The sequence below is a fragment of the Aeromonas sp. QDB63 genome, assembly GCF_027707425.1.
Classification (GTDB): Bacteria; Pseudomonadota; Gammaproteobacteria; order Enterobacterales; family Aeromonadaceae; genus Aeromonas; species Aeromonas caviae.
In genome coordinates this window covers 127,905-151,835 of record NZ_JAPCIS010000003.1, presented here as the reverse complement: position 1 = coordinate 151,835, position 23,931 = coordinate 127,905, and the positions used below count along the sequence as shown (strand labels likewise).

Sequence of the window (23,931 nt, the reverse complement as noted above, 5' to 3'; positions counted from 1 at the left end):
AGTCAGTCGATTACGAACGAGCCAGCATCAATTCCAGACGGGCGCCAACGCGCTCTGCCTGATCAGCCAGGTCACCTACCCATTCGAGGATCTTGTAGAGGAACATAACGTCGATCGGATTGTATTTGTGCTCAACGGCTTGCAGCTGTTGGCGCAGCCCGATCTGCATGGTGTCAGTATCGTCCTCGATGAGATCCAGCTGGTGGATCATCTCGGCAACCATTTCAACTTCACGTCCTTTAAAGCCGGTTTCGAGCAGCTCATCGAGTTCTCCGATGGCTTTTTCGGCTTGGGCGGTCGCATCGATACAGCGTTTGAGATAGGCCATGAAATCGGCGCGCATCTCGGTGGGGAATTCCATCTTGCGGCCAAGCATGCGACCGGAAATATCCTTGGCACGGTTGGCAATCTTGTCCTGCTGGGTCAAGAGCTCCAGCAGATCGGTACGGGCGACCGGCAGGAACAGGCCGCGGGGGAGTTTCAAGCGGATTTCGCGCTTGAGGATGTCCGCTTCTTTTTCCAGCTGGGCGATCTGTTGCCGGATCTTCTCGGCATCTTCCCAGCGGTCTTCGGCAACGGCATCAAAGAAGGGAATGAGCTGTTCGCAGCACACGTGAACCTTGACGATATGCTTCTGCAGCGGCTTGATGGGGGACTTGGCAAAAAGACCCAAAATAGTATTTACTGGCATGGCCAAACCTGTGTCGGTGAAAAAACACTCGATACGATTTTATGAGGGGCGCATGGTAACCGAACTGTGCCATCAATAAAACCGTGAATTAATCGTGAACTGTCGTTGGCATTATATCCTCGCGACCCTGAACATGCCCCCCAAAGTTGCCCGCCAGCCCGGAATGACTATGCAAACTGAGATCGAGATAAAGTTTTTCGTCACCAGCAATATTCAAGAATCCCTCTCCAACATTCTGAATTCACTAGAGATTATCTCTTCCAATCAAGCCGCTCTTGGCAACGTCTATTTCGACACGCCCGATCTGGGTTTGCGTGGGCTCGACATGGGGTTGCGTATTCGTCGCAGCGATGATTTTTCCGAGCAGACCATCAAGTGCCGGGGGCAGGTCGTGGGCGGATTGCACGCCAGACCCGAGTACAACGCCCCGGTGGAGGGCTCCATTCCGACCCTGTCTGCCTTTCCTGCCGATATCTGGCCGAGTCTGGTGGTGCGCGATGAACTCCAGAGCCGTCTGGTGGCCCAGTTCAGCACCGATTTCCTGCGCCGCCACTGGCTGATCGCATTCGGAGATGCCGAGATCGAGCTGGCCTGGGATCAGGGGGAGATTGTCGGTGCCCTGGGGCGAACCGGGATCGACGAGCTGGAGCTGGAGCTGAAATCCGGCGATGCCCGCGCCCTGTTCACCCTGGCGAGCAAGCTGGCGGCGCTGGGAGGATTGCGGCTGGGTGCCCAGTCCAAGGCGCAGCGCGGATACAGGCTGGCTGGGCTTGGCAAGCCACTGGCCGTGCAGCCCCTGCAAGGGATTGAGGGCAAAGATCAGAAGACCAGCATTACCCTGGGTATGCAGCACTGGCAGTATCATGAGCAGCTCTGGCTCGAGAGTGGCGATGCTGGCGAACAACAACGGGCGCTGCATGCCCTGCTCGAGGGGGTATCCCTGGTTGCCGAGGCAGCAGGCACGCTGACGGTGCCCCCCTCCTGGCTGGCCGACCTGCAGGCGCAACAGCGTCTGATGATGCAGGTGGCCGGGGATCGTGCATCACTGCATGCCCTGTTCCACCATGCCGACCTGGTGGGCCTGCAGCTGTCCATCGCGGCCTGGCTGCATCTGGGGGAGTGAATCTTAAGTGGTGCAGAGCGCAAAAAGGTGAGCCCGGGCTCACCTTTTTTATGGCAGTTGCACCTTGAACGGCGCTATCAGTTCACCACGGCCACGTTGATGGTGCCGTTGCCCTGGGTCATGCGGACCCGGGCGCCAGGCACAAAGGTGGGGCTGGCCTTTTGTACCACCACGATGGATTCGCCGTTCTCTTTCTTGATCTCGAGCTCGACCCCGTCAACCTGGTTGAGTTTGTCCCCTGCCGCCTTGCCGGCCGCCGCACCCGCGATGGCGCCACCGGCCGCCGCGATGTCACTGCCACGACCGCCGCCTATGGTGCTGCCGAGCAGGCCGCCGACCACGGCACCGCCAATGGTGCCGATCAGGGAGTTCTCATCGGCCTGGATCTTGACCGGGCGGGTGGAGAGGATGGTGCCATAGCTGACGGTCTGTACCTGCTTGGCGCGATCCTTGGTGTAGACATCGCCGGAGTAGACGTCGCTGTTGGCACAGCCGGTGATGGCGGTGGTGGCCGCCAGCAGGGTGACGAGAGCAATACGTTTGAACATGATGGGCCTCCTGGGCGGGCATCGGATTAATCTGGTGATGAATTGCACTTTACGCCAACCAGATTGCGCATTAAACCCGCAAAGTGTAACCAATTATGTGGCCGGAAGGCTCCCGTGCCAGTGACGGATGGTCAGGTCAGGGCTTTTTCCAGCAGCAGGCGATCCTCGCCCGGCCCGAAGTAGCCTCTCTCTTCTGCCAACTGCTGATAACCCAGCCTGAAGTAGAGGCGCTGGGCCGGATTGGCGGGATCAACGGTCAGTCTGACCCGCTCAACTTCCAGTTTCAGCAGTCCCTGCTCCACCTGCAACATCATTTGCTCGGCCAGGCCGAAGCCGCGCGCTTCGGGACGCACCGCGAGGGAGAGCAGCCAGCCCTGCGACCGATCCTGACCAAGCCCCCCCAGGGCATAGCCCAGCAGCCGGTCTTCCCGCTCCGCGACGACCAGCAGTTCGGGCCACAGATCCATGGCCTGGCGAAAGAAGAAACCGGGGTAGACATCCTCGCCGAAGACATCGGCATCTATCTGCCAGATGGCGTGCATGTCGGCGTGGGTGGCAAGGCGCAATACGGGGGACGAGTGCATCGGGGCTCCTCTCATCGGGTCTCTGCTGCGGGGCAGCCAAAAAGGAGGCACAGGGTAGAAGGGGCGGGGAGTCGATGCAAGGGGGCATTTGTGGCATGCCGCGGATAAAGAAACAGGGCCCGGAGGCCCTGTGTCATCAGAGGAGGCTGGTCGCCTGCTCCAGCCAGGCGAGATCCTCGCCCTCCAGCAGCGGGCTCAGACGGCGGTAGACCTCCGCATGGTATTCGTTGATCCAGCGGAACTCCGCCGGGCTCAGCAGGCTGCGATCGATGAGGCGGATGTCGAACGGCACATAGGTCAGTCGCTCGAAGCCCAGCATCGTCAGCTCGCCACGGGCCTCCTGTTCGGTCACCACCACCAGGTTTTCACAGCGGATGCCGAAGGCATCTTCCCGGTAGTAGCCCGGCTCGTTGGAGAGCACCATGCCCGGCTGCAGGGCCACCAGGCTGCCCTTGGGGGCGATGCGCTGCGGGCCTTCGTGCACGCTGAGGAAGTGGCCGACCCCGTGGCCGGTGCCATGGTCGTAGTTGTAGCCGGCTTGCCACAGGGGCATGCGGGCCAGCACGTCGAGCTGGATGCCGGCAGTGCCGCGGGGGAAGCGGGCCTGATCCAGGGCAATATGACCTTGCAGCACCCGGGTAAACATGGCCCTGTGCTCGTCGGTCACCTCACCCACCTTGACGGTGCGGGTGATGTCGGTGGTGCCGTCCAGGTACTGGGCGCCGGAGTCCACCAGATAGATGCTGTCCTGGCCGAAGGCCCGCGGGGTACCGTTGGTGTGGCGGTAGTGGCACATGGCTGCGTTGGGGCCGAGTGCCGAGATGGTGTCGAAGCTCGGCTCCACATAGTGCTCCTGCTCGTGGCGGAAGGCTTCCAGCTGGTCGGCCAGGGTGCCTTCGTCCACACCGTCGAACTCGCCGCTGGCGATCAGGCGATCCAGCCAGGCCAGGAAGCGGGTGACGGCAACGCCGTCGCGCAGGTGGGCGGCACGCATGCCGGCCAGCTCCACGGGGTTCTTGCACGCCTTGGGCAGCATGGTGGGATCCTGGCCGGCCACCAGAATGGCGCCTGCCTCTTCCATCACGAGCTGGGTCCAGGCGTTGGCGGTGTTGGGGTCGGCCAGCACCTTCTGCTGATCCTCGCCGATGCGCTGCAACACGTCACCCAGCTTGTCGATGGGGTAGACGGAGACATCCTGCCCCACGTGCTGGCTGAAGGCGAAGCAGTCGATCTTGTCGGTATCGACGAAGAAATCCATGGTGGTGTTGGCGTAGAGTACCGCAAAGCCCAGCACCACCGGCAGGCGTTCCACGTCGCGACCACGCAGGTTGAGCAGCCAGTTGATGGGCTCGGCCTGGGTCAGCAGCACCGCATCCAGCCCGCGCTTGCGCAGATCGCTGGCCAGCATTTCGCGCTTGGCCTGGCTGGACTGGCCCGCCAGCTCCTCGCTGTAGAGGATGACAGGGCTCTTGGTCGGGGCGGGACGATCGCTCCAGTGCAGATCGATGGGGTTCTCGTCGATGCGCACCAGCTCGATGCCGTGATCGGCCAGTACGGCGTTGGCGTTCTGATACCAGGCCAGGCTGTGCAGGCGGGCATCGAAACCGACCCGGGAGCCTGAGGGCAACTGCTCCGCCAGCCACTGCACGTGGGGGTCTTCATTGAGGTGGAGAAACTCGAACAGCTCGGCCGGCGCCTGCATGCGCGCCTGCACGGTATAACGACCGTCGATGAACAGGGCCGCCCGATGCGCCATGATGATGGCGAGCCCGGCGGAGCCGTTGAAACCCGTGATCCAGTCCAGCCGCTCGGCATAGGCGGGAATGTACTCCCCCAGATGCTCGTCGTCGTGGGGAACGATGAAGGCGTCCAGCTCCAGCGTGGCCAGTGTGGCCCTGACCTGGGCGACGCGGGTTTCAATAATCTCGAAATGGTTCATGTCGTTATTGCCAGCTTGTGGTGATGTGAGTGTTCATTGATGGTGGCCGCCTGCCAGGATCTGTCTGATCGACTGGCCTGCCGCCTCGATGTGTTGCTTGAGCAGTACCACTGCTTCGTGCTTGCGCCGGGCGCGGCACAGTTCAAGGAGTCGGGCGTGCTCCCGCTCGGCCTTGTCCACGCCGCCCTGGGCGAACAGCAGTTCGAAACGCACATAGCGGTCGCAGCTCAGATTGATCTGGGCGATCAGTTCCAGTGCCTGGGGGCGATTGGCTGCCTGGTAGAGGGTGGCGTGAAAGCGGTGATTCAACTCGGCCCAGTGTTCGATCTGGGTGCCAGACTCCAGCGCCAGATCAAACTGGGCGAGGATGGCTTGCGCCTGGGCGAAGGTCTCCTCCGTCATCAGGTCGACGGCGTGGAACAGGGTATCGGCTTCGAGCAGTGCCCGCAAATAAAAGAGCTCCTCGATGGCCGAGGCATCCAGCATGGTCACCACGGCGCCGCGATGGGCCTCGAACTTCACCAGCCCCTGGGCTTCCAGTTGCATCAGGGCTTCTCGCACCGGGATGCGGCTCACCGCCAGCTCCTTGGCGATGGCGTCCTGGCGCAGGGGGGCGCCCGCTGCAAACTCGCCACGCAATATCCGGCCACGGAGGTTCTCCATCACCATCTGGGTTCGGGTCTTGTAAGGTGGGGTCATGCTGGGGTCACGGGCAGGTTGCAAAATTGTATATTGTATAAAGTTTGGCTGAATCTAACGCGCAAGGGCCGTCAAGGCAAGGCTTGGCGGGAGCCATATGCCGCGCATCGGCCAAAAAAATACCGGCCAGCAGGGCTGACCGGTACGGGATTGTGAGACGCGAGGCGCGTTTCTTACAACTGCGGGCCCGCCGCGACCAGGCGTTTGCCTTCGTCGTTGTCGGTGAAGCGCTCGAAGTTCTTGATGAAGCGCCCGGCCAGATCGGCCGCCTTGGCATCCCACTCGGCCTGGTCGGCGTAAGTGTCTCGCGGATCTAGGATGGCGGGGTTGACGCCCGGCAGCTCGGTCGGCACTTCCAGGTTGAACACCGGCAGTACCTTGGTCGACGCCTTCTCGATGGAACCATCCAGGATGGCGTCGATGATGCCACGGGTATCCTTGATGGAGATCCGCTTGCCGGTGCCGTTCCAGCCGGTGTTGACCAGATAGGCTTCAGCCCCTGCCGCTTCCATCCGTTTCACCAGCTCCTGGCCGTACTTGGTCGGGTGCAGGCTGAGGAAAGCCGCGCCGAAGCAGGAGGAGAAGGTCGGGGTCGGCTCTGTGATGCCGCGCTCGGTACCGGCCAGCTTGGCGGTAAAGCCGGACAGGAAGTGGTACTTGGTCTGCTCCTTGGTCAGCTTAGCGACCGGGGGCAGCACACCGAAGGCGTCTGCGGTCAGGAAGATCACCTTGGTGGCGTGACCCGCCTTGGAGACCGGCTTGACGATGTTGTCGATGTGATAGATGGGGTAGGAGACCCGGGTATTCTCGGTGCGGGAACCGTCGTCGAAGTCGATGGTGCCATCGGCGGCCACGGTCACGTTCTCCAGCAGCGCATCGCGGCGGATGGCGTGGTAGATGTCCGGCTCGGCCTCTTCGGAGAGCTTGATGGTCTTGGCGTAGCAGCCCCCTTCGAAGTTGAACACGCCGTGATCATCCCAGCCGTGCTCGTCATCGCCGATCAGCTGACGCTTGGGATCGGTGGAGAGGGTGGTTTTGCCGGTGCCGGAGAGGCCGAAGAAGATGGCCACGTCCCCATCCTTGCCCACGTTGGCGGAGCAGTGCATGGAGGCGATGCCGCGCAGGGGAAGGAAGTAGTTCATCATGGAGAACATGCCCTTCTTCATCTCGCCACCGTACCAGGTGCCGCCGATGAGTTGCATCTTCTCGGTCATGTTGAAGGCGACGAAGTTCTCGGAGTTGAGACCTTGCTCCTTCCAGTTCGGGTTGGTGCACTTGGCACCGTTCATCACCACGAAGTCCGGTTTGAAGGTCTTCAGCTCCTCTTCGCTCGGGCGGATGAACATGTTCTTCACGAAGTGCGCCTGCCAGGCCACCTCGGTGATGATGCGCACCGCCAGGCGGGTGTCCGGGTTGGCGCCGCAGAAGCCGTCCACCACGAACAGACGCTTGCCGGACAGCTGTTTGGTGACCAGCCCTTTCAGATGTGACCACACTTCCGGGGTAATCGCCTTGTTATCGTTTTTACCCTGGTCAGACCACCACACAGTATCCTGGGTAGTGGCATCTTTGACGATATATTTATCTTTAGGGGAGCGGCCGGTGAAGATGCCGGTGTTGACGTTGACGGCGCCAAGCTCGGTGACGACGCCACGTTCGAAGCCCTCAAGGTCTGAGCGGGTCTCTTCAGCGAAAAGCTGCTCATAGGAGGGGTTGCGAACGATTTCCTGGCTGTTTTTGATACCGTATTGGTCCAGCTTCAGTTGTTGGGCCAGGGTGGGTTCTACCACGATTGTCATTGTATTCTCCTGGGTTCAGAGGTGTGTAGGGTTCTATCTGACGTTCATGCTACCACCTAGGTGGTAGTTTTTAGCGATCGCCATCAAACTTTATAAAATAGGGTATTTTTTTGTTATTTAAGTTAAAGGCGGGTTTTGCCCGCCTTTGATTAGTGTAACTGGTTTGCATCATTACCGGGAGCCCTGCTGAACAGGGTTTCGATGTCTATCCCGTCGAATTCGTAGTGGGCGCCGCAGTAATCGCAGTGCATGTCGATCTTGCCGAGCTCCTGCACCATGGATACCGCTTCCTCCTTGTCTATCTGCAGCAAGGCCCCTTCGCAACGGGCGCGGGAGCAGGTGCAGCGGAACTCGATGGCCTGGGGATCGAACACCCGTACCTTGTCCTGGTGGTAGAGGCGGTAGAGGATCTCTTCCGCGTCCAGACCGAACAGCTCCACGTCCTTGATGGTGGTGGTGAGCTGGACCAGGTGGTCGAAATCTTCGCTGTGATCCTCGCTCTGGGCCGGCAGCTCCTGCAGCAAGATGCCCGCCGCACGGGGCTCGCCCTCGTGGTGGCCGGTGCGGATCCAGAGGCGGGTGGCCAGTTGTTCGGACTGGGCGAAGTAGTGCTCCAGACAGGCCGCCAGGGTGTCGGCCTCCAGGGCGATGATGCCCTGATAGCGCTCTCCCTGATCCGGAGTGATGGTGATGACCAGATGGCCGTTGCCGATCAGGCTTTGCAGCTTGCCGTCCGTCGGCAATTCCCCTTCATAGCGTGCCACGCCGCGCAATTGCTGGTTGTTGTCGCCGTTGATGACGGCCAGACGCACCGGACCGTCCCCCTGCAGCTGCACCGTGATGGAGCCTTCGAACTTGAGGGTGGCGGTCAGCAGGCTGGTGGCAACCAGCAGCTCGCCCAGCAGGTGCTGCACCTGTACCGGGTAGTTCTGGGCGTCGATGATGTGGCGGTAGGTACGATCCAGCTGGACCAGCTCCCCACGCACTTCGTACTCTTCGAACAGATAGCGATACAGGAGGTCTTGGTTACTCATCATGGTTTCCTAGGATGTTCTTGGGGAAAAATAAACACATTGTTAAACAGGTGGTTAGGAACTAATTCCTCCACCTGTCGTCATAACGGGGCCACAGACGCGGATTAGGATTGCTTGACCCGGATAAGCTGGCGTCGCTCCTGCTTGTCGGGTCGGCGCTCCGGGCTTGGGGCAAACTGGCTGTTGAAGCGGCGGGCTTCGCTGTTTTCGGCCCGTTTCTTCAGGCTGGCCTCTGTCTCTTCATAGAGTTGCTGGGCCAGCGGGGCGGATTTGCGCTGCTCGCTCACCTCGAGCACCCGCACCTCCCGCTCGTCCTGGCCTTGCCAGAATCGCACCAGGGCGCCGACCTCGACCGCCTTGCCCGGCTTGGTGCGCTGGCCGTTGTAGTGCACCTTGCCGCCGTCGATCTGATCCCGCGCCAGACTGCGGGTCTTGTAAAAGCGGGCGGCCCACAGCCACTTGTCGAGACGGACCTGAGTGCTGCTTTGTGCTGGATTCGACATGGATCGGCTCCGGGATGGCTGAAAAGGTGCCTGATTATACCAGAGGCGGGCCCCGGGATAGAAACAGGGGGCATCCGGGTGTGACGGAAACTGAATTTTCACCCCTTGGTCCCATCCGGTCGGTTGTCTCTGGGTCCATTGCCGTACACAATAGCCAACCGACTTGGATGCCAGACAATTTTGAGAAAGATGACGCTACCGTTCAGGGATGATTTGTTGACTTCCCTTCTGGCTCGCTGCAAGGCCATGCCACTCTCCCGTTTCAGCCAGCCCCTGTTCTGGCTTCTGCTGCTGTTGCTGGCCCAGCAGTGTGCCGTGCTCACCTGGCGCCTGTACGAACTGGCCCAGCCCGCTCCCCTGACCCCCTGGCAACCCTCGGTCACCTCGGTGCAGGGGAGTGGCGGCGATCGCCTCGATCTTGGCAACCTCAGCCGCCTCTCTCTCTTTGGCAAGGAGCTGCAACCCCAGGCGGACAAGGCGGCAGAGACGGTGGCGGCGGATGCCCCGAAAACCCAGCTCAACGCCCAGCTCAACGGGGTGCTGGCAAGCTCGGATCCCGCCAAGTCCATCGCCATCATCGCCCACAACGGGACACAGAACTCTTACGGCATCGGAGACTACATCGACGGTACCCAGGCCAGGATACGCCAGGTGTTTGCCGATCGGGTCATCATCGCCCGGGACGGCCGTGACGAGACCCTGATGCTGGACGGGGAAGAGTATGGCAAGCCCCTGCCCAAACCGGCCCGCCAGGAGGGACTCTCCTCCGTGCGCAGCGAACTGCTGGGCAACCCGGGCAAGATCACCGATTACCTCAATATTTCTCCGGTCCGGGTGGACGGTCGCATGACCGGCTATCGCCTCAACCCGGGTCGCAATCCGGAACTGTTCAATCAACTCGGACTGGTCGCCAACGATCTGGCGGTCAGCATCAACGGCCTGGATCTGCGTGACAACGCCCAGGCCATGCAGGCGATGCAGCAGGTGGCGGGCGCCACGGAAATGACCGTCACCGTCGAGCGGCAAGGACAGCTCTACGACGTCTATGTCGGCTTGTCAGAATAATGAATTGGAGTAGCACCAAGAATGACAAATAAAGGGAAGGGCTGGCGTCTGGCCACCATGGCGGCAGCCTTGATGATGGCCGGTTCTGCCTGGGCCACCGAGTATTCCGCCAGTTTCAAGAACGCCGACATCGAGGAGTTCATCAACACGGTCGGCAAGAACCTGAACAAAACCATCATCATAGAGCCATCGGTACGCGGCAAGATCAACGTGCGCAGCTATGACCTGCTCAACGAGGATCAGTACTACCAGTTCTTCCTGAGCGTGCTCGACGTTTACGGCTTTGCCGTGGTGCCCATGAACAACGGCGTGCTCAAGGTAGTGCGCTCCAAGGATGCCAAGACCTCGGCCATCCCCGTGGTGGATGACACCAACCCCGGCGTGGGTGACGAGATGGTGACCCGGGTGGTACCGGTGCGCAATGTCTCGGTCCGTGAACTGGCCCCCCTGCTGCGTCAGCTCAACGACAACGCCGGCGGCGGCAACGTGGTCCACTACGAGCCCTCCAACGTGCTGCTCATCACCGGCCGCGCCGCCGTGGTCAACCGCCTGGTGGAGGTGGTTCGCCGGGTGGACAAGGCGGGGGATCAGGACATGGACGTCATCAAGCTCAAGTTCGCCTCCGCCGGCGAGATGGTGCGGCTGGTGACCAACCTCAACAAGGATGGCAGCAATCAGGGGGCCAACGCCTCGCTGCTGCTCTCCCCCAAGGTGGTGGCCGACGAGCGCACCAACTCCGTGGTCATCAGCGGCGAGCCCAAGGCCCGTGCCCGCATCATCCAGATGGTGCGCCAGCTCGACCGGGATCTGCAGAGCCAGGGCAACACCCGGGTCTTCTACCTGAAATATGGCAAGGCCAAGGATCTGGTGGACGTCCTCAAGGGGGTCAGCTCCAGCATCGCCGCCGACAAGAAGGGCGGGGCGGCTGCCACGGCCACGGGCGGCGCCAGCATCGGCGGCGGCCAGCTCGCCATCTCCGCCGACGAGACCACCAATGCCCTGGTGATCACCGCCCAGCCGGACGTGATGGCCGAGCTGGAGCAGGTCATCGCCAAGCTCGACATTCGCCGTGCCCAGGTGCTGGTGGAGGCCATCATCGTCGAGATATCGGATGGTGACGGCATGAACCTCGGGGTGCAGTGGGCCAACACCAATGGCGGCGGCACCCAGTTCACCGACACCGGTCTGCCCATCGGCTCCCTGGCCATCGCCGCCAAGGATTACAAAGACAACGGCAACACCGACGGCCTGTCATCCCTGGCGGGCAGCTTCAGCGGCATGGCGGCAGGCTTCTATCACGGAGACTGGGCGGCGCTGGTGACGGCGCTCTCCACCAACAGCAAGAACGACATCCTCTCCACCCCGAGCATCGTCACCATGGACAACAAGGAGGCCTCCTTCAACGTCGGTCAGGAAGTGCCGGTGCAGAGCGGCTCCCAGAGCTCCACCACCAGCGATCAGGTGTTCAACACCATAGAGCGCAAGACGGTGGGGACCAAGCTGGTGGTGACGCCCCAGATCAACGAAGGAGATTCCGTACTGCTCAACATCGAGCAGGAGGTCTCCAGCGTGGCACAGAAGCAGGCGACCGGGACCGCCAACCTGGGCCCCACCTTCGATACCCGTACCGTGAAGAACGCCGTGCTGGTCAAGAGCGGCGAGACAGTGGTGCTGGGCGGCCTGATGGACGAACAGACCCAGGAGCAAATCTCCAAGGTGCCCCTGCTCGGGGACATTCCGGTGCTGGGCTACCTGTTCCGTTCCTCCAAGACCTCCACCGCCAAGCGCAACCTGATGGTCTTCATCCGCCCGACCATATTGCGTGACGCCAATGTCTACTCCGGGGTCTCCAGCAACAAGTACACCCTGTTCAGGGCCGAACAGCTGAGCCGGGCTGCGGAAGAGGGCTATGCCACCTCGCCGGCTCGCCAGGTGCTGCCCGCCTATGGCCAGGACGTGATGATGTCCCCCGAGGTGCAGCAGCAGATCCAGAGAATGCAGGCCCAGCAGCAGGCGACTGCCACCGGCGTGCGCGCCCAGGTGCAGGAGCAGCCCTTCGTGCAGAGCAAGCCCTGATGGCCGCCTACCAGCTCGATGGCAGCGAGCTGCCGGCTCCCCTGCCGGAACTGCCGTTCGCGTTTGCCCGCAACTTCGGGGCCATCCTGACCGAGCGCCAGGGTGCCCCGGTGCTGCTCTGTCGTCAGGGGATCTCCCCCCAGACCCTGCTGGAGGTGCGGCGGGTGGCGGGCTGTGCCTTCGCGGTGGAGCAGCTTGGCAACGACGAGTTCGAGACGCTCCTGATGGCCCACTATCAGCGTGACTCCTCCGAGGCGCGTCAGCTGATGGAGGATCTCGGCAACGAGATGGACTTCTTTGCCCTGGCCGAAGAGCTGCCCCAGAGCGAGGATCTGCTGGATGCCGACGACGACGCCCCCATCATTCGCCTCATCAATGCCATGTTGAGCGAGGCGATAAAAGAAGAGGCGTCCGACATCCACATCGAGACCTTCGAGCGGGCCCTGGTGATCCGTTTTCGCATCGATGGGGTGCTGCGGGAGATCCTGCGCCCCCATCGCAAGCTCGCCTCCTTGCTGGTGTCGCGCATCAAGGTCATGTCGCGCATGGACATCGCCGAGAAGCGGGTGCCCCAGGATGGCCGCATCTCACTGCGCATCGGTGGCCGCGCCGTGGACGTGCGGGTCTCCACCATGCCCTCCAGCTACGGCGAACGGGTGGTATTGCGACTGCTCGACAAGAACAACGTGCGCCTCGAGCTCAAGCAGCTCGGCATGACGCTGGCCAACCGCAACATCATCAGCGAACTCATTCGCAAGCCCCACGGCATCATCCTGGTGACGGGCCCGACCGGTTCGGGCAAGTCCACCACCCTTTATGCGGCCCTCTCGGAGATCAACTCCCGGGATCGCAACATCCTGACCGTCGAAGACCCCATCGAATATGACCTCGAAGGGGTGGGCCAGACCCAGGTCAACAGCAAGGTGGACATGACCTTCGCCCGGGGCCTGCGCGCCATTCTGCGCCAGGATCCGGACGTGGTGATGGTGGGGGAAATCCGTGACCTCGAGACCGCCCAGATCGCGGTTCAGGCATCCCTCACCGGTCACCTGGTGATGTCGACCCTGCACACCAACACCGCCATCGGCGCCATCACCCGAATGCGGGACATGGGGATCGAGCCCTTCCTGCTCTCCTCGTCGCTCCTGGCGGTACTGGCCCAGCGGCTGGTGCGCACTCTCTGCCCGGATTGCCGCGCACCGCACCCTGTCACCGAGCAGGAGCGTGTTGCCATGGGCATCGAGCTTGCGCCGGATCAGCAGATCTGGCGTCCGGTGGGCTGCGAGCAGTGCAACCACACCGGCTATCGCGGCCGGACCGGCATCCACGAGCTGGTGGTGGTGGACGAGGCAGTGCGCGAGGCGATCCACAGCGCCAGCGGCGAGCTCGCCATCGAGCGGCTGATCCGGGGTCACACCCCCAGCATCCGCCGCGACGGCATCGACAAGGTGCTCAAGGGGCAGACCAGCCTCGAAGAGGTGCTGCGCGTGACCCGGGAAGACTGAGATGGCAGCATTTGAATACAAGGCCCTCGACGGCAAGGGGCGCAACAAGAGCGGCGTGCTGGAAGGGGATTCCGCCCGCCAGGTGCGCCAGCTGCTGCGCGAGCAGGGGCTGACCCCCCTCGAGGTGAACGAGACCACCGAGAAGGCCAAGCGGGAGGCGAACCGCTTCGTGCTGTTTCGCCGTGGTGCCTCCACCGCAGAACTGGCCCTCATCACCCGCCAGCTGGCGACCCTGGTGGGGGCCGGTCTCACCATCGAAGAGGCCCTCAAGGCGGTCGCCGAGCAGTGCGAGAAGGCCCACCTGCGCAGCCTGGTGGCGACGGTGCGCAGCAAGGTGGTGGAGGGGTATTCCCTGGCCGACTCGCTGGGGGCCTTCCCCCATGTGTTCGACCAGCTGTTCCGCTCCATGGTGGCGGCCGGCGAGAAGTCCGGTCACCTGGAGAAGGTGCTCAACCGTCTCGCCGATTACACCGAGCAGCGCCAGCACATGCGCACCAAGCTGCTGCAGGCGATGATCTATCCCATCGTCCTCACCCTGGTGGCGGTGGGGGTCATCTCCATACTGCTCACCGCCGTGGTGCCCAAGGTGGTGGCCCAGTTCGAACACATGGGCCAGCAACTGCCGGGCACCACCCGTTTCCTCATCGGCACCAGCGAGCTGTTGCAGCACTACGGCCTCTGGTTCTTGCTGCTCCTTGGCATTGGCGGCCTGATCTGGCGCTGGTGGCTGACCGACGACAAGCGCCGCCGTCGCTGGCACCAGGTGATACTGCGCCTGCCGGTGATCGGTCGGGTCAGCCGTGGTCTCAACACCGCCCGCTTTGCCCGCACCCTGAGCATCCTCAACGCCAGCGCCGTCCCCCTGCTGGAGGGAATGAAGATCGCCGGCGAAGTGCTCTCCAACGACTATGCCCGCATGCGCATCGGTGAGGCCACCGAGCGGGTGCGGGAGGGGACCAGCCTGCGCAAGTCGCTGGATGAAACCAGAATTTTTCCGCCCATGATGCTGCACATGATCGCCTCGGGCGAGCAGAGCGGCGAGCTCGACAGCATGCTGGAGCGGGCGGCGGACAACCAGGACAGGGAGTTCGAAACCCAGGTGAACATCGCCCTCGGGGTGTTCGAGCCCATGCTGGTGGTCTCCATGGCCGGGGTGGTGCTGTTTATCGTGATGTCGATCCTGCAGCCGATCCTGGAGCTCAACAACATGGTGAATCTGTGAGGGTCGGGTGCCCGAATAGGCTTCGCCATTCGAACCTGCAAATTCAATCGAACGATCGTGGTTTAACAGTTAATCGTTGATGGCTCATGCCATCTCATTTCGTTAGGGAGTCAGTCATGCAAAAGCGTCGTCAATCGGGTTTTACCCTGCTGGAAGTGATGGTGGTCATCGTGATCCTGGGGATCCTGGCCAGCCTGGTGGTGCCCAACCTGATGGGCAACAAGGAGAAGGCGGATCAGCAAAAAGCGGTCTCCGACATAGTGGCGCTGGAAAACGCCCTCGACATGTACAAGCTGGACAACAACCGCTACCCGACCACCGAGCAGGGGCTGGATGCCCTGGTCAACAAGCCGACCGCATCCCCTGAGCCGCGCAGCTACCGTGAAGGGGGCTACATCAAGCGCCTGCCGCAGGATCCCTGGGGCAACCAGTACCAGCTGCTGAGCCCGGGCCAGTTCGGCAAGATCGACATCTTCTCCATGGGGATGGACAGCGAAGCCGGGACCGATGACGACATCGGCAACTGGAACCTGAAGGACTTCCAATAAGTGATTCCGCCGCGTCGTGCTCACTGCGCCACCCCGGGGCTGCCTGAATGAAGGTGGCCTCTTCGGCCCGTCACCAGGCCGGTTTTACCCTGCTGGAGGTGTTGCTGGTCGCCATGTTGATGGGACTGGTGGCGACCGCCGTCACCCTCAGCATGGGGGGCGCCAGGGGGGATCGGGAGCTCGACAAGCAGGCGCGCCGCTTCATGGCGACCCTGCAGCAGGCCCAGGAGTATTCGGTGATGGATGGCAGGCTGCTGGGGCTGCGGGTCGAGGAGAACGGCTGGCAGTTTATGTCCCGGGATCCCAAGGATCGCAAGTGGCGCGCCCTGACCGGTGACAAGTTGCTGGGGCCGGTGACGTTGCCGGAGGGGATGACCCTGGCGGTGGAGCTGGAAGGTTTCAACTGGCGTACTGCGTCGGACGAACGCCAGGAGCAGGGTCGGGACGAGCGCGAGCGGACACCCCAGATCCTGGTCTTTCCGGGGGGAGAGCTCTCTCCCTTCGTGCTGACCCTGAGCCAGCAGGACGAGGATCTGCACTACCTGCGCACCGTCAGGGGGGACGAGTTCGGTCGTCTCTCCCTGTTGCAGGATGAAGAGGAAGAAGAGTGAGGAGCGCCAGGCCCGCAGGGGGCGCTCTAGCGCGTCGCACCGCTCTGTCGGGCGGCCCCGCCCGGGTGCGCGGCATGACGCTGCTGGAGGTCATGGTGGCCCTGGCGGTGTTTGCCATCGCCGGGCTGGCGGTGATGAAGACCGCGAGCGAACACCTGGCCGGCCTCAATTATCTGGAGCAGAAGACCCTGGCGACCTGGGTGGTGGAGAATCAGCTGGTGCAGCAGAAGCTCGAAGGCAAATGGCCGGGAGACAGCTGGGTGGAAGGGGACGAGGAGATGGCCGGGCAGACCTGGTACTGGCGCTATCGCGGCGTCGCCACGGCGGACAGCAACTTCAGGGCGCTGGACATGGAAGTGCGCACTGCGCCCAAGGCCGACAGCCCGGTGGCCATGATCCGGACCTATCTCAGCCGATGAACATTCATCAACGTGCGTCCATGATCCGGAGCCGGTGTCAGCCGATGATCCAGAGCAACCCCCGCCCATCGCGCCACCGCGGCTTTACCCTGCTTGAGATGCTGGTGGCCATTGCCATCTTCGCCACCCTGAGCCTGGGGGCCTATCAGGTGCTGCAAGGGGTGCTGACCAGCGACGAGGTTGCCAAGCGCAAGGAGGCCCGCCTTTCGGAACTGCAGCTCGCCTTCAGCCTGCTGGAGCGGGACGTCACCCAGATGGTGCCGCGCAGCGGTCGCATCGACGGCGAGAACAACAAGGTGCTGCTGGCGGCGTCCCGCTTCGGCCAGCAGAGCGACGACTGGGGCATGGCCTTCATTCGCGGCGGCTGGCTCAATCCGGACGGCATACTGCCACGCTCCGGCCTGCAACGAGTGGGTTGGCGTCTCAAGGGGCAGACCCTGGAGCGGTTGAGTTACCTCTATCCGGATCCGGCCATTGGCACCGAGCCGCGCATTCAGCCCGTGCTGACCGGCGTGACGGCGCTGCGCCTCTATTTCTACGACAAGGGACAGTGGAGGGAGGAGTGGACCCAGCGCGACCTGCTGCCCTATGGGCTGGCGGTGGAGCTGGATCTTGAAGACTACGGCACCATCCGCCGCCAGTTCCTGATCGGAGCCGGTGGCCAGAGGGCAGAGAATGGTAACTGATCGTCGTTTTCCCCTGTCCGTCACGGAGGATGACGGCACTATTCGACGTCGCCAGTTCCTGATCTGTGCTGGTGGCCAGAGGGCGGACAATGGCAATTAAGCGCCCCCGTCCTCCTTTGGCCCCCGGCAGACAGCGGGGCATGGCCCTGCTGGTGGTGCTGCTCATCCTCGCGGTGATGGTGATCGTCGCCAGCAACATGAGCGGCCGCCTGCAACTGGAGCTGCGTCGCACCGCCAACCTCACCCTGGGCAAGCAGGCCTGGTGGTATGCCATGTCGGCGGAGGCTCTGGTGATCAAGGTGCTGAACCAGGACTTCAAGGATGACCCGGATCGGGTGAGTCTGGGACAGAACTGGGCGCGGGAGGACGGGGTCTTCCCGGTGGAGGATGGCACTCTCTCGGGCCGGGTACGGGATCTGCAATCCTGCTTCAACCTCAACAGCCTGAGCGTGCCCCTCAAGGAGGGGGAGAACGGCGACGATCTCGAGGCCCAGCCTTACCAGTTCAAGGTGTTCCGGGCCCTGCTCGCCCAGCTCGAGGTGGATGATTACGAAGCGGTGCAGCTGACGGACGCCATCCGCGACTGGACCGACAAGGATACCCAACTGGTCTCGAGCAACGGGGCCGAGGATGCCTACTACGAGGGACTCAATCCCCCCTACCTGGTGGCTAACCAGCGGATGCTGGGCACCGACGAATTGCGGGCGGTGCGCGGGGTGAGCGCCAGCCTGTACGCCCGGTTGGCCCCCTATGTGTGCTCCCTGCCCAATGACAAGCTGGTGGTGAACATCAACACCATCCGGCCGGAGCAGGCGGCCCTGCTGGTGGGGCTCTACCAGGGGAAGATCGGGCTGGACGATGCCAAGCGGGTGCTGACCAGCCGCCCCAAGAAGGGGTGGAAGAACAAGCAGGAGATGACGGAGCAGTTGCAGGTTCAGCCGGGTGCCATCACCGGGCTGGATGGCGCCCTGGACATCAAGAGCAGCTTCTTCGAGGCCCGCCTGCTGGCGGAGGTGGGGGAGACCCGCGCCAGGCTTGAGACCGTCTTCCAGCGTGGCAAGGACAACAAGCTGGTGATGCTGCGTCGCCTGAGCGGCGGCGCCGAATAACAAGGGGGCGTGGGGCGGTTTCAGCTGCCCTGCGCATCCCCCGATTGGACTGCAACCCATGGCTGTGCGCCCGCCCCCCTGAGGGAGGAGCGGGCATGGCAGGAGAGACATTAGTGAGCGAGAGTCTGGTCATCCGTCTGGGGACCAATGCGCAGCAGTCAGTGCACTGGCTGGTCTGGTCGGCGCAGGAGCAGGAGATCATCGCCTCCGGCATCCTGGCCTCGGCGCACGCCCTCGGCGAGCTGCAGGAGCGTGCCGGTGGTCGCCCCGTGGTGACCCTGGTGCCCGGCAGCGATCTTATCTTCCGGCGGGTCAATCTGCCGGGCAAATACAGCCGCCAGAGTGCGGCGGCCCTGCCCTATCTGCTGGAGGAGCAGATCGCCTCAGACGTGGACGATCTGCACCTGGTGGTGCTGGGCCATCAGGGCCGCGAGGTGGATCTGATGGCGGTGGACAAGGGGAAGATGCACTCCTGGCTCGGCTGGCTGGAGCAGGCAGGGCTCAAGACCCTGCACCTGCTGCCCGACGTGCTGGCGCTGCCGCTCGCCGCCGATGGCTGGTCAGCCCTGCAACTGGGGGAGGAGTGGCTGGTCCGCCAGGGCCCCCGTCAGGGCATAGTGGCGGAGGAATCCCTGCTGGCCATGCTGCTGGCAGCGCAGACCGATCCCGTCACCCTTCACTGCCATACTCCCATCCCCGCCATGGCGGCGGGCAACTGGCAGGGGGCTGACCCGGAACTGCCCATGCTGTTGCTGGCGAAAGGGGCGCTGACCTGCCAGGCCAACCTGTTGCAGGGGCCCTATCGTCCACAGACCGAATACGCCCGCTACTGGTTGCAGTGGCGCAAGGTGGCGGTGCTGGCAGGCGTATTGTTGCTGGTGGCCCTGGTGCAGCGCGGTGTGCATCTGCACCAGCTGACGGAACAGGACAAGGCCCTCAAGGCGGAGATCCGGCAGGTCTACACCCGGATCTTCCCGGGGGAGACGCGCATCGTCAACGTGCGCAGCCAGATGACCCAGCACCTCCAGCAGTTGGGGCAGGCTCCCCAGGATGGCGTCCTGTTGCTCCTGACCGAGCTGGCCCCGGTGTTTGCCGAGGTGCCCGGCCTCAAGCCCGAGGTGCTGCGCTTCGATGCAGCCCGGGGCGAGCTGAGGTTGCAGGTGACGGCCCCCGGCTTCACCGAGATCGAACGTTTCCGCGAGCTGGCGGGCAAGCGCTTCGCGGTGCAGCAGGGTGAGGTGCGAAGCACCGAAGGCAAGGTCGAAGGGGCGCTGGTGCTCAAGGGGAGGTCGTCATGATGGACAAACTGCAGAGCTGGTGGCGCGGCATCAGTGCCCGCGAGCAGCGGCTGGTGGCGGTGGGGGGCAGCGTGCTGCTCATCGGGCTCTTCTACTGGGCGATCTGGCAGCCGGTGGCAAATCGCATTGCCGAGCGCGAGCGGCAGGTGGTGAACCAGCAGCAGACCCTGGCCTGGCTCAAGGAGAAAGGGCAGGAGGTGCTGGCGATGCAGGGGGGACAGGGGCGCCAGATCGATACCGGCGGTACCCTGGACGGTGTGGTGAACCGCACCGCCTTCAACCAGAAGATCAAGATTGCCCGCTTGCAGCCCCAGGGTCAGGAGCTGCAGGTATGGATAGACACGGTGCCGTTCGATGATCTGCTGATCTGGCTTGCGACCCTCTCGGATCAATACGGCGTCCAGGTGCAGATCATCGAGCTGGCCCGCGAGGGGCTGGCCCCCGGGCTGGTCAAGGTCAGACGTTTGCAGTTGAGTCGTTCCCAATGAAGCGAAAAATAGTGATCGCCAGTCTCTTCCTGCTGGCCTATCTCGGTTTCCTGCTGGCCCAGTTGCCAGCATCCCTGGTGGTGCGCCATCTGCCGCTGCCCCCCAATCTGGTGCGGTTGGAGGGGGTGAGCGGCACCCTCTGGAGCGGTCAGGCCGCCCGGGTGCAATATGCCAGCGAGTCCCTCACCCAGTTGCGCTGGGATCTCGATGGCTGGTCCCTGCTGCGGCTGGCGCCCGAGGTGTCGGTGCGCTTTGGCGAGCGCAGCGGGCTCAACGGGCAGGGGATCCTGGGTTGGAACGGTGCCGCTTTCGGGCGCGACATCACCCTGAATGCGCCGGCCCCCTGGGTGCTGGAGCGGGTGCCGATGAGACCCCCCTTCCCGCTGACGGCGGCGGGTCAGTTGCAGCTCAAGATCGATCAGTTTGCCCAGGGCATTCCCTGGTGCGACAACCTTTACGGGGATCTTCACTGGTATGACGCACAGGCGGACACCCCGGCGGGCAAGCTGGCCCTGGGGGATCCTGAGATCACGCTCACCTGTCTCGACTCCCGGCTGGTGGCCGAGATCAAGCAGGGCTCGGAGGCGGTGCAGGTGCTGGGCAAGCTGGAGTTGCAGGCCAATCGCCAGTACCTGTTCCAGGGCACCCTGAAACCGGGTCCCGAGCTGCCGGACCAGATGAAACAGGGGCTCCCCTTCCTCGGCCAGCCCGATGGGCAGGGGCGCTTCCCGCTGCGTTATCAGGGCCGCATCTGACGGCGTTGTCCATGGTTTGAACCACCCCGCCCCGGCGGGGTGGTGTCGTTATGGGGGCGCGCCGGCTGGCGCCGTGATGAGGTGATTGAGGAAGAAGCTGAATAGCTCGGCCCGGGAGTGCAGGTTCAACTTGGCGTAGAGATGCTTGCGGTGATTCTTCACCGTGCCGCTGCCGATGCCGAGTGCACCGGCAATGGCCTCGGTATCCAGCCCCTGCAACAGCAAACCCGCCACCTGGCGCTCCCGCCGGGTTAGCTGATCTCCCCCCACACTGGCGATAGCCTGCTCCACCGCCCCCTTGAGGTCAGTGCCATCTGACCTGGCCGGGCTGCGGGCCAGGCGGGGTGTCTCTTCCCGCCAGTGCTGGCGACACAGGGAGTGGACCAGCGGGAACAGTGCCTCCAGCCTGGCCAGCTCGTCACGGCTGAGGGAGCTGCGCTTGTCGAGGCGGCCCAGAAACAGCATCAGGGTGAGGCCGCCGCGCACCGGCAGGATCAGCCCCACCTCCTCCTGCCAGCCGGTGGCCTGATAGAAGTGGTGGCGATACTCGGGGTCGAGCCGCCCCCGCGACACCTGCGCCAGGGTCCAGACCCCGGCACCCAGCCCCTGTTCCAGCGCCTGCATGAAGGGATCCTGACTGAAGTGGCGGGTGAGGTAGCGGTCGAACAATAGGGCCCGCTGATGATGCAGGTTGTCGTAGAGGTAGACGGGGCGCAGCCCCACCCCGAGCAGCAGGGCACAGTCGAATGCCACCTGTTGCTGGATGAGGCGCACCAGGGCTGCCGGGAAGCCGCTGCCGTGCAGGGCATCGACGGCGGCGGTCAGGCTCAGGGTATCCGTGGCAGGAGACGGGGGCATGGCGATGGGCTCCGGGTCAGGGAATGGCTTCCCCACGATGGCAGGATGCTAGCACGGGAGTGGCAAAACTGTCCCCTGGGGGACATATCTGCCAGCACTGCAAACGGCGAGGATGGCCCTCTTTCTCTTGCTGTTGGAGCCCTCCATGACAAATCCTCACTTGCTCGATGAGCTGACCCAGCGCGGCCTGGTGGCCCAGAATTCCGACCCGGTGGCGCTGGCCGATCATCTTGCCACCCCGCGCACCGTCTACTGCGGCTTCGATCCCACCGCTGGCAGCCTGCACATCGGCCACCTGGTGCCACTCTTGATGCTGCGCCGCTTCCAGCTGGCGGGCCACACCCCGGTGGCTCTGGTGGGCGGGGCCACCGGCCTTATCGGCGATCCCAGCTTCAAGGCAAGCGAGCGCACCCTCAACAGCGCCGAGACGGTGCAGGGCTGGGTCGCCAGCCTGTCGGCCCAGATAAGTGCCCTGCTGCCGGCGAGCGACGGGCTGGCGGCGCCGCTGCTGGTCAACAACGCCGACTGGATGGGGCAGATGTCCGCCCTCGATTTTCTGCGGGACATCGGCAAGCACTTCTCGGTCAACGCCATGCTGGCCCGCGAATCGGTGCGCCAGCGCCTGGCCCGCCCGGATCAGGGCATCTCGTTCACCGAGTTCTCCTACACCCTGCTGCAATCCCAGGACTTCGCCGTGCTCAACCAGCGCCTCGACTGCACCCTGCAGATCGGCGGCAACGACCAGTGGGGCAACATCACCAGCGGCATGGACCTCACTAGGCGGCTGCATCAGACACAGGTCTATGGCATGACGCTGCCGCTCATCACCAAGGCCGATGGCACCAAGTTCGGCAAGACCGAGGGGGGCGCTATCTGGCTCGACCCGGCGCTCACCTCCCCTTACGCCTTCTACCAGTTCTGGCTCGGTACCGCAGACGAGGATGTCTACCGCTTCCTGCGCTACTACAGCTTTATGCCGCTGGCCGAGATTGAGGCGCTGGAGGCGGAGGATGCGAAGCGGCAGGGGCGCAAGCTGGCCCAGCAGGTGCTGGCGGACGAGCTGACGGAGCTGGTGCACGGCAAGGGGGCGCTGGCGGCGGCGCAGCGCATCAGCGAATCGTTGTTCAGTGGCGAGGTAGCCCGTCTTGGGGAGAGCGATCTGGCCCAGCTGGCCCAGGATGGCATGCCAAGCAGCTGCATCGAGGGGGAAACGGATCTGGTGACCCTGCTGGTGGAGTGCGGCCTGGCCAACTCGAAGCGGATCGCCCGCGAGCTGCTGGCGGCGGGGGCCGTCAGCGTCAACGGTGCGATCCGCCGGGATGAGCCGCTCACCGCTGACGATCGGCTGTTCGGCCGCTACCTGCTGCTGCGCCGGGGCAAGAAGCAGTACCACCTGGTGATCTGCTCATGAAGGGGTGAGCGCCTCGATGACGTAGTCGAGGAAGTGGCCGACCAGGGCCGACTCGGCCCGGCGCTGGGTATAGAGGGCGTAGAAATGGGCCCCCTTGGGGCGATAGTCCGGCAGCACTTCGCGCACCACCCCCTCGGCCAGCTCGGCCGCCACCAGGTAGCGCGGCAGGCGGGCTATCCCCAGTCCCTGGCGCATCCCCTGGTGAATCGCCTTCTTGCTGCTGAAGGCCAGCTCGCCCGCTACCTCGAGAGGGATCTCGCGCCCCTGGGCAAGCAGGGGCCAGCGCTCGTGGCGGCCGTACTCCTGGCTGCGGGTGATGAGGCTGTGCTGGTGCAGATCCTGCGGTGTGGTGAGGGGCGGGTGGCGGTCTAGGTAGTCAGCGCTGGCGCAGAGCACCAGATCGTCCACCGCGATGGGGCGCGCCAGGTAGGGCTGGGTGCCGAGCTCGGTGCTGCGAAACGCCACGTGCAGGTTGTCGCGCAGCAGGTCGGCCGGGGTATTGCTGAAGTCGGCGATGATCCGCACCTCCGGGTGGTCGGCGCGAAAGCGCAGCAGCACCGGAGTCAGCACCACTTCTCCCCAGAGATCCGGCGCCGTGATGCGCAGCTCCCCGCACAGTGCCGAGCGGCGGCGCTGCAGGCCGTCCAGCAGCTGCTCGTGCAGGGCGATCATCTGGTCGGCCTGGCGGTAGGCGAGCTCTCCTGCGTCGGTCAGTTGCACCCGGCGGGTGGTGCGGCTCAGGAGCACGCTGCCGAGGCTTTGCTCCAGGTGGCGCAGATCTTTTGACGCCTTGCTCGGGGTGATGCCGAGCTGGGCCGCCGCCGCGGCGAAGGATCCACAGCGGACGATGGTGACCAGCAGGCGCATCAGGTAGAGGGTGTCGAGCTTGTGGTGACGCATGAGGGGTGGCCTATTGTGTCTTGCTGGGAATGAATGTCTTGCTTGTGCGCCTGATTATAT

Annotated in this window: 24 protein-coding genes; 14 read left to right on the top strand and 10 right to left on the bottom strand. The window is 63.6% G+C overall.

Features of this window, described 5'->3' with window-relative positions; all coding sequences use genetic code 11:
- Window positions 1-10: 10 nt before the first annotated feature.
- Window positions 11-691, bottom strand: a complete 681-nt coding sequence (locus tag PG879_RS03480; RefSeq protein ID WP_010675736.1) for a TIGR00153 family protein — start codon at window positions 689-691, stop codon at window positions 11-13.
- 169 nt (window positions 692-860) lie between these two features.
- Here PG879_RS03480 and PG879_RS03475 point away from each other — a divergent pair, with 169 nt between their 5' ends.
- Window positions 861-1,814, top strand: coding sequence for a CYTH domain-containing protein (locus PG879_RS03475; RefSeq protein WP_270829749.1), 954 nt, complete (start codon window positions 861-863; stop codon window positions 1,812-1,814).
- Between the two features lie 77 nt (window positions 1,815-1,891).
- On the opposite strand, the gene PG879_RS03470 is transcribed toward PG879_RS03475, so the two are convergent.
- The 7 genes from PG879_RS03470 to hslR all read right to left on the bottom strand — a co-directional run bounded on the left by PG879_RS03470 (window position 1,892) and on the right by hslR (window position 8,920).
- The gene (locus PG879_RS03470) at window positions 1,892-2,362 is read right to left on the bottom strand and encodes a glycine zipper 2TM domain-containing protein (protein WP_010675734.1); all 471 of its coding nucleotides are present in this window, start codon (window positions 2,360-2,362) and stop codon (window positions 1,892-1,894) included.
- Between the two features lie 131 nt (window positions 2,363-2,493).
- Window positions 2,494-2,946 (bottom strand): GNAT family N-acetyltransferase, encoded by a 453-nt coding sequence (locus tag PG879_RS03465; RefSeq protein ID WP_182935213.1) that lies wholly within the window; start codon window positions 2,944-2,946, stop codon window positions 2,494-2,496.
- 136 nt (window positions 2,947-3,082) lie between these two features.
- Window positions 3,083-4,885 carry an aminopeptidase P family protein gene (locus PG879_RS03460; protein WP_039040593.1) on the bottom strand — a complete coding sequence of 601 codons (1,803 nt, stop codon included), beginning with the start codon at window positions 4,883-4,885 and terminating at the stop codon, window positions 3,083-3,085.
- 33 nt (window positions 4,886-4,918) lie between these two features.
- A complete protein-coding gene (locus PG879_RS03455) occupies window positions 4,919-5,584 on the bottom strand; it encodes a GntR family transcriptional regulator (protein ID WP_039040592.1) in 666 nt (221 codons plus the stop codon).
- A gap of 173 nt (window positions 5,585-5,757) precedes the next feature.
- The gene (pckA, locus tag PG879_RS03450) at window positions 5,758-7,383 is read right to left on the bottom strand and encodes a phosphoenolpyruvate carboxykinase (ATP) (protein ID WP_270829748.1); all 1,626 of its coding nucleotides are present in this window, start codon (window positions 7,381-7,383) and stop codon (window positions 5,758-5,760) included.
- 149 nt (window positions 7,384-7,532) lie between these two features.
- Window positions 7,533-8,417 carry an Hsp33 family molecular chaperone HslO gene (gene hslO, locus PG879_RS03445; RefSeq protein WP_039040591.1) on the bottom strand — a complete coding sequence of 295 codons (885 nt, stop codon included), beginning with the start codon at window positions 8,415-8,417 and terminating at the stop codon, window positions 7,533-7,535.
- Between the two features lie 104 nt (window positions 8,418-8,521).
- Window positions 8,522-8,920, bottom strand: coding sequence for a ribosome-associated heat shock protein Hsp15 (gene hslR / locus PG879_RS03440; RefSeq protein ID WP_010675728.1), 399 nt, complete (start codon window positions 8,918-8,920; stop codon window positions 8,522-8,524).
- A 216-nt stretch (window positions 8,921-9,136) separates the two neighbouring features.
- On the opposite strand from hslR, the gene exeC reads away from it, so the two are divergent.
- From exeC to exeN, 12 genes are all read left to right on the top strand, one after another.
- Window positions 9,137-9,985, top strand: a complete 849-nt coding sequence (gene exeC, locus PG879_RS03435; RefSeq protein WP_270829746.1) for a GspC family type II secretion system variant ExeC — start codon at window positions 9,137-9,139, stop codon at window positions 9,983-9,985.
- 21 nt (window positions 9,986-10,006) lie between these two features.
- The gene (exeD, locus tag PG879_RS03430) at window positions 10,007-12,061 is read left to right on the top strand and encodes a GspD family T2SS secretin variant ExeD (RefSeq protein WP_010675726.1); all 2,055 of its coding nucleotides are present in this window, start codon (window positions 10,007-10,009) and stop codon (window positions 12,059-12,061) included.
- Entirely contained in the window at window positions 12,061-13,566 is a 1,506-nt protein-coding gene (gene exeE / locus PG879_RS03425; RefSeq protein WP_042014784.1) for a GspE family T2SS ATPase variant ExeE, read from the top strand. Before exeD ends, exeE begins: the two co-directional genes overlap by 1 nt.
- A 1-nt stretch (window position 13,567) precedes the next feature.
- Entirely contained in the window at window positions 13,568-14,788 is a 1,221-nt protein-coding gene (gene exeF, locus PG879_RS03420; RefSeq protein WP_039040588.1) for a GspF family T2SS innner membrane protein variant ExeF, read from the top strand.
- A gap of 116 nt (window positions 14,789-14,904) precedes the next feature.
- Window positions 14,905-15,336, top strand: a complete 432-nt coding sequence (gene exeG / locus PG879_RS03415; protein WP_270829745.1) for a GspG family T2SS major pseudopilin variant ExeG — start codon at window positions 14,905-14,907, stop codon at window positions 15,334-15,336.
- 47 nt (window positions 15,337-15,383) lie between these two features.
- Complete coding sequence (exeH, locus tag PG879_RS03410; RefSeq protein ID WP_010675722.1) at window positions 15,384-15,947, top strand: GspH family T2SS minor pseudopilin variant ExeH; 564 nt, start codon at window positions 15,384-15,386, stop codon at window positions 15,945-15,947.
- A gap of 65 nt (window positions 15,948-16,012) precedes the next feature.
- Window positions 16,013-16,366, top strand: a complete 354-nt coding sequence (exeI, locus tag PG879_RS03405; protein WP_257713654.1) for a GspI family T2SS minor pseudopilin variant ExeI — start codon at window positions 16,013-16,015, stop codon at window positions 16,364-16,366.
- Between the two features lie 44 nt (window positions 16,367-16,410).
- Window positions 16,411-17,052, top strand: a complete 642-nt coding sequence (exeJ, locus tag PG879_RS03400; RefSeq protein WP_270829744.1) for a GspJ family T2SS minor pseudopilin variant ExeJ — start codon at window positions 16,411-16,413, stop codon at window positions 17,050-17,052.
- 89 nt (window positions 17,053-17,141) lie between these two features.
- Entirely contained in the window at window positions 17,142-18,161 is a 1,020-nt protein-coding gene (gene exeK / locus PG879_RS03395; protein ID WP_201890335.1) for a GspK family T2SS minor pseudopilin variant ExeK, read from the top strand.
- Window positions 18,162-18,274: 113 nt separating this feature from the next.
- A complete protein-coding gene (gene exeL, locus PG879_RS03390) occupies window positions 18,275-19,459 on the top strand; it encodes a GspL family type II secretion system protein ExeL (RefSeq protein ID WP_270829797.1) in 1,185 nt (394 codons plus the stop codon).
- Window positions 19,456-19,947: a GspM family type II secretion system protein ExeM gene (gene exeM, locus PG879_RS03385; protein ID WP_010675717.1), complete on the top strand. Its 492-nt coding sequence runs from the start codon at window positions 19,456-19,458 to the stop codon at window positions 19,945-19,947. The genes exeL and exeM overlap by 4 nt, the downstream gene beginning before the upstream one ends.
- Window positions 19,944-20,702, top strand: coding sequence for a GspN family type II secretion system protein ExeN (gene exeN, locus PG879_RS03380; RefSeq protein WP_270829742.1), 759 nt, complete (start codon window positions 19,944-19,946; stop codon window positions 20,700-20,702). The genes exeM and exeN overlap by 4 nt, the downstream gene beginning before the upstream one ends.
- Window positions 20,703-20,750: 48 nt before the next feature.
- Here exeN and PG879_RS03375 read toward each other — a convergent pair whose 3' ends face one another.
- Complete coding sequence (locus PG879_RS03375) at window positions 20,751-21,560, bottom strand: helix-turn-helix transcriptional regulator (RefSeq protein ID WP_052815529.1); 810 nt, start codon at window positions 21,558-21,560, stop codon at window positions 20,751-20,753.
- Between the two features lie 145 nt (window positions 21,561-21,705).
- Between PG879_RS03375 and tyrS the strand changes: the two genes are divergently transcribed.
- Complete coding sequence (gene tyrS, locus PG879_RS03370; RefSeq protein ID WP_270829740.1) at window positions 21,706-22,971, top strand: tyrosine--tRNA ligase; 1,266 nt, start codon at window positions 21,706-21,708, stop codon at window positions 22,969-22,971.
- Here tyrS and PG879_RS03365 read toward each other — a convergent pair.
- On the bottom strand, window positions 22,966-23,871 hold the full coding sequence (locus PG879_RS03365) for a LysR family transcriptional regulator (protein ID WP_270829739.1): 906 nt from the start codon (window positions 23,869-23,871) through the stop codon (window positions 22,966-22,968). The two genes, tyrS and PG879_RS03365, sit on opposite strands and share 6 nt — an antisense overlap.
- Window positions 23,872-23,931: the final 60 nt, after the last annotated feature.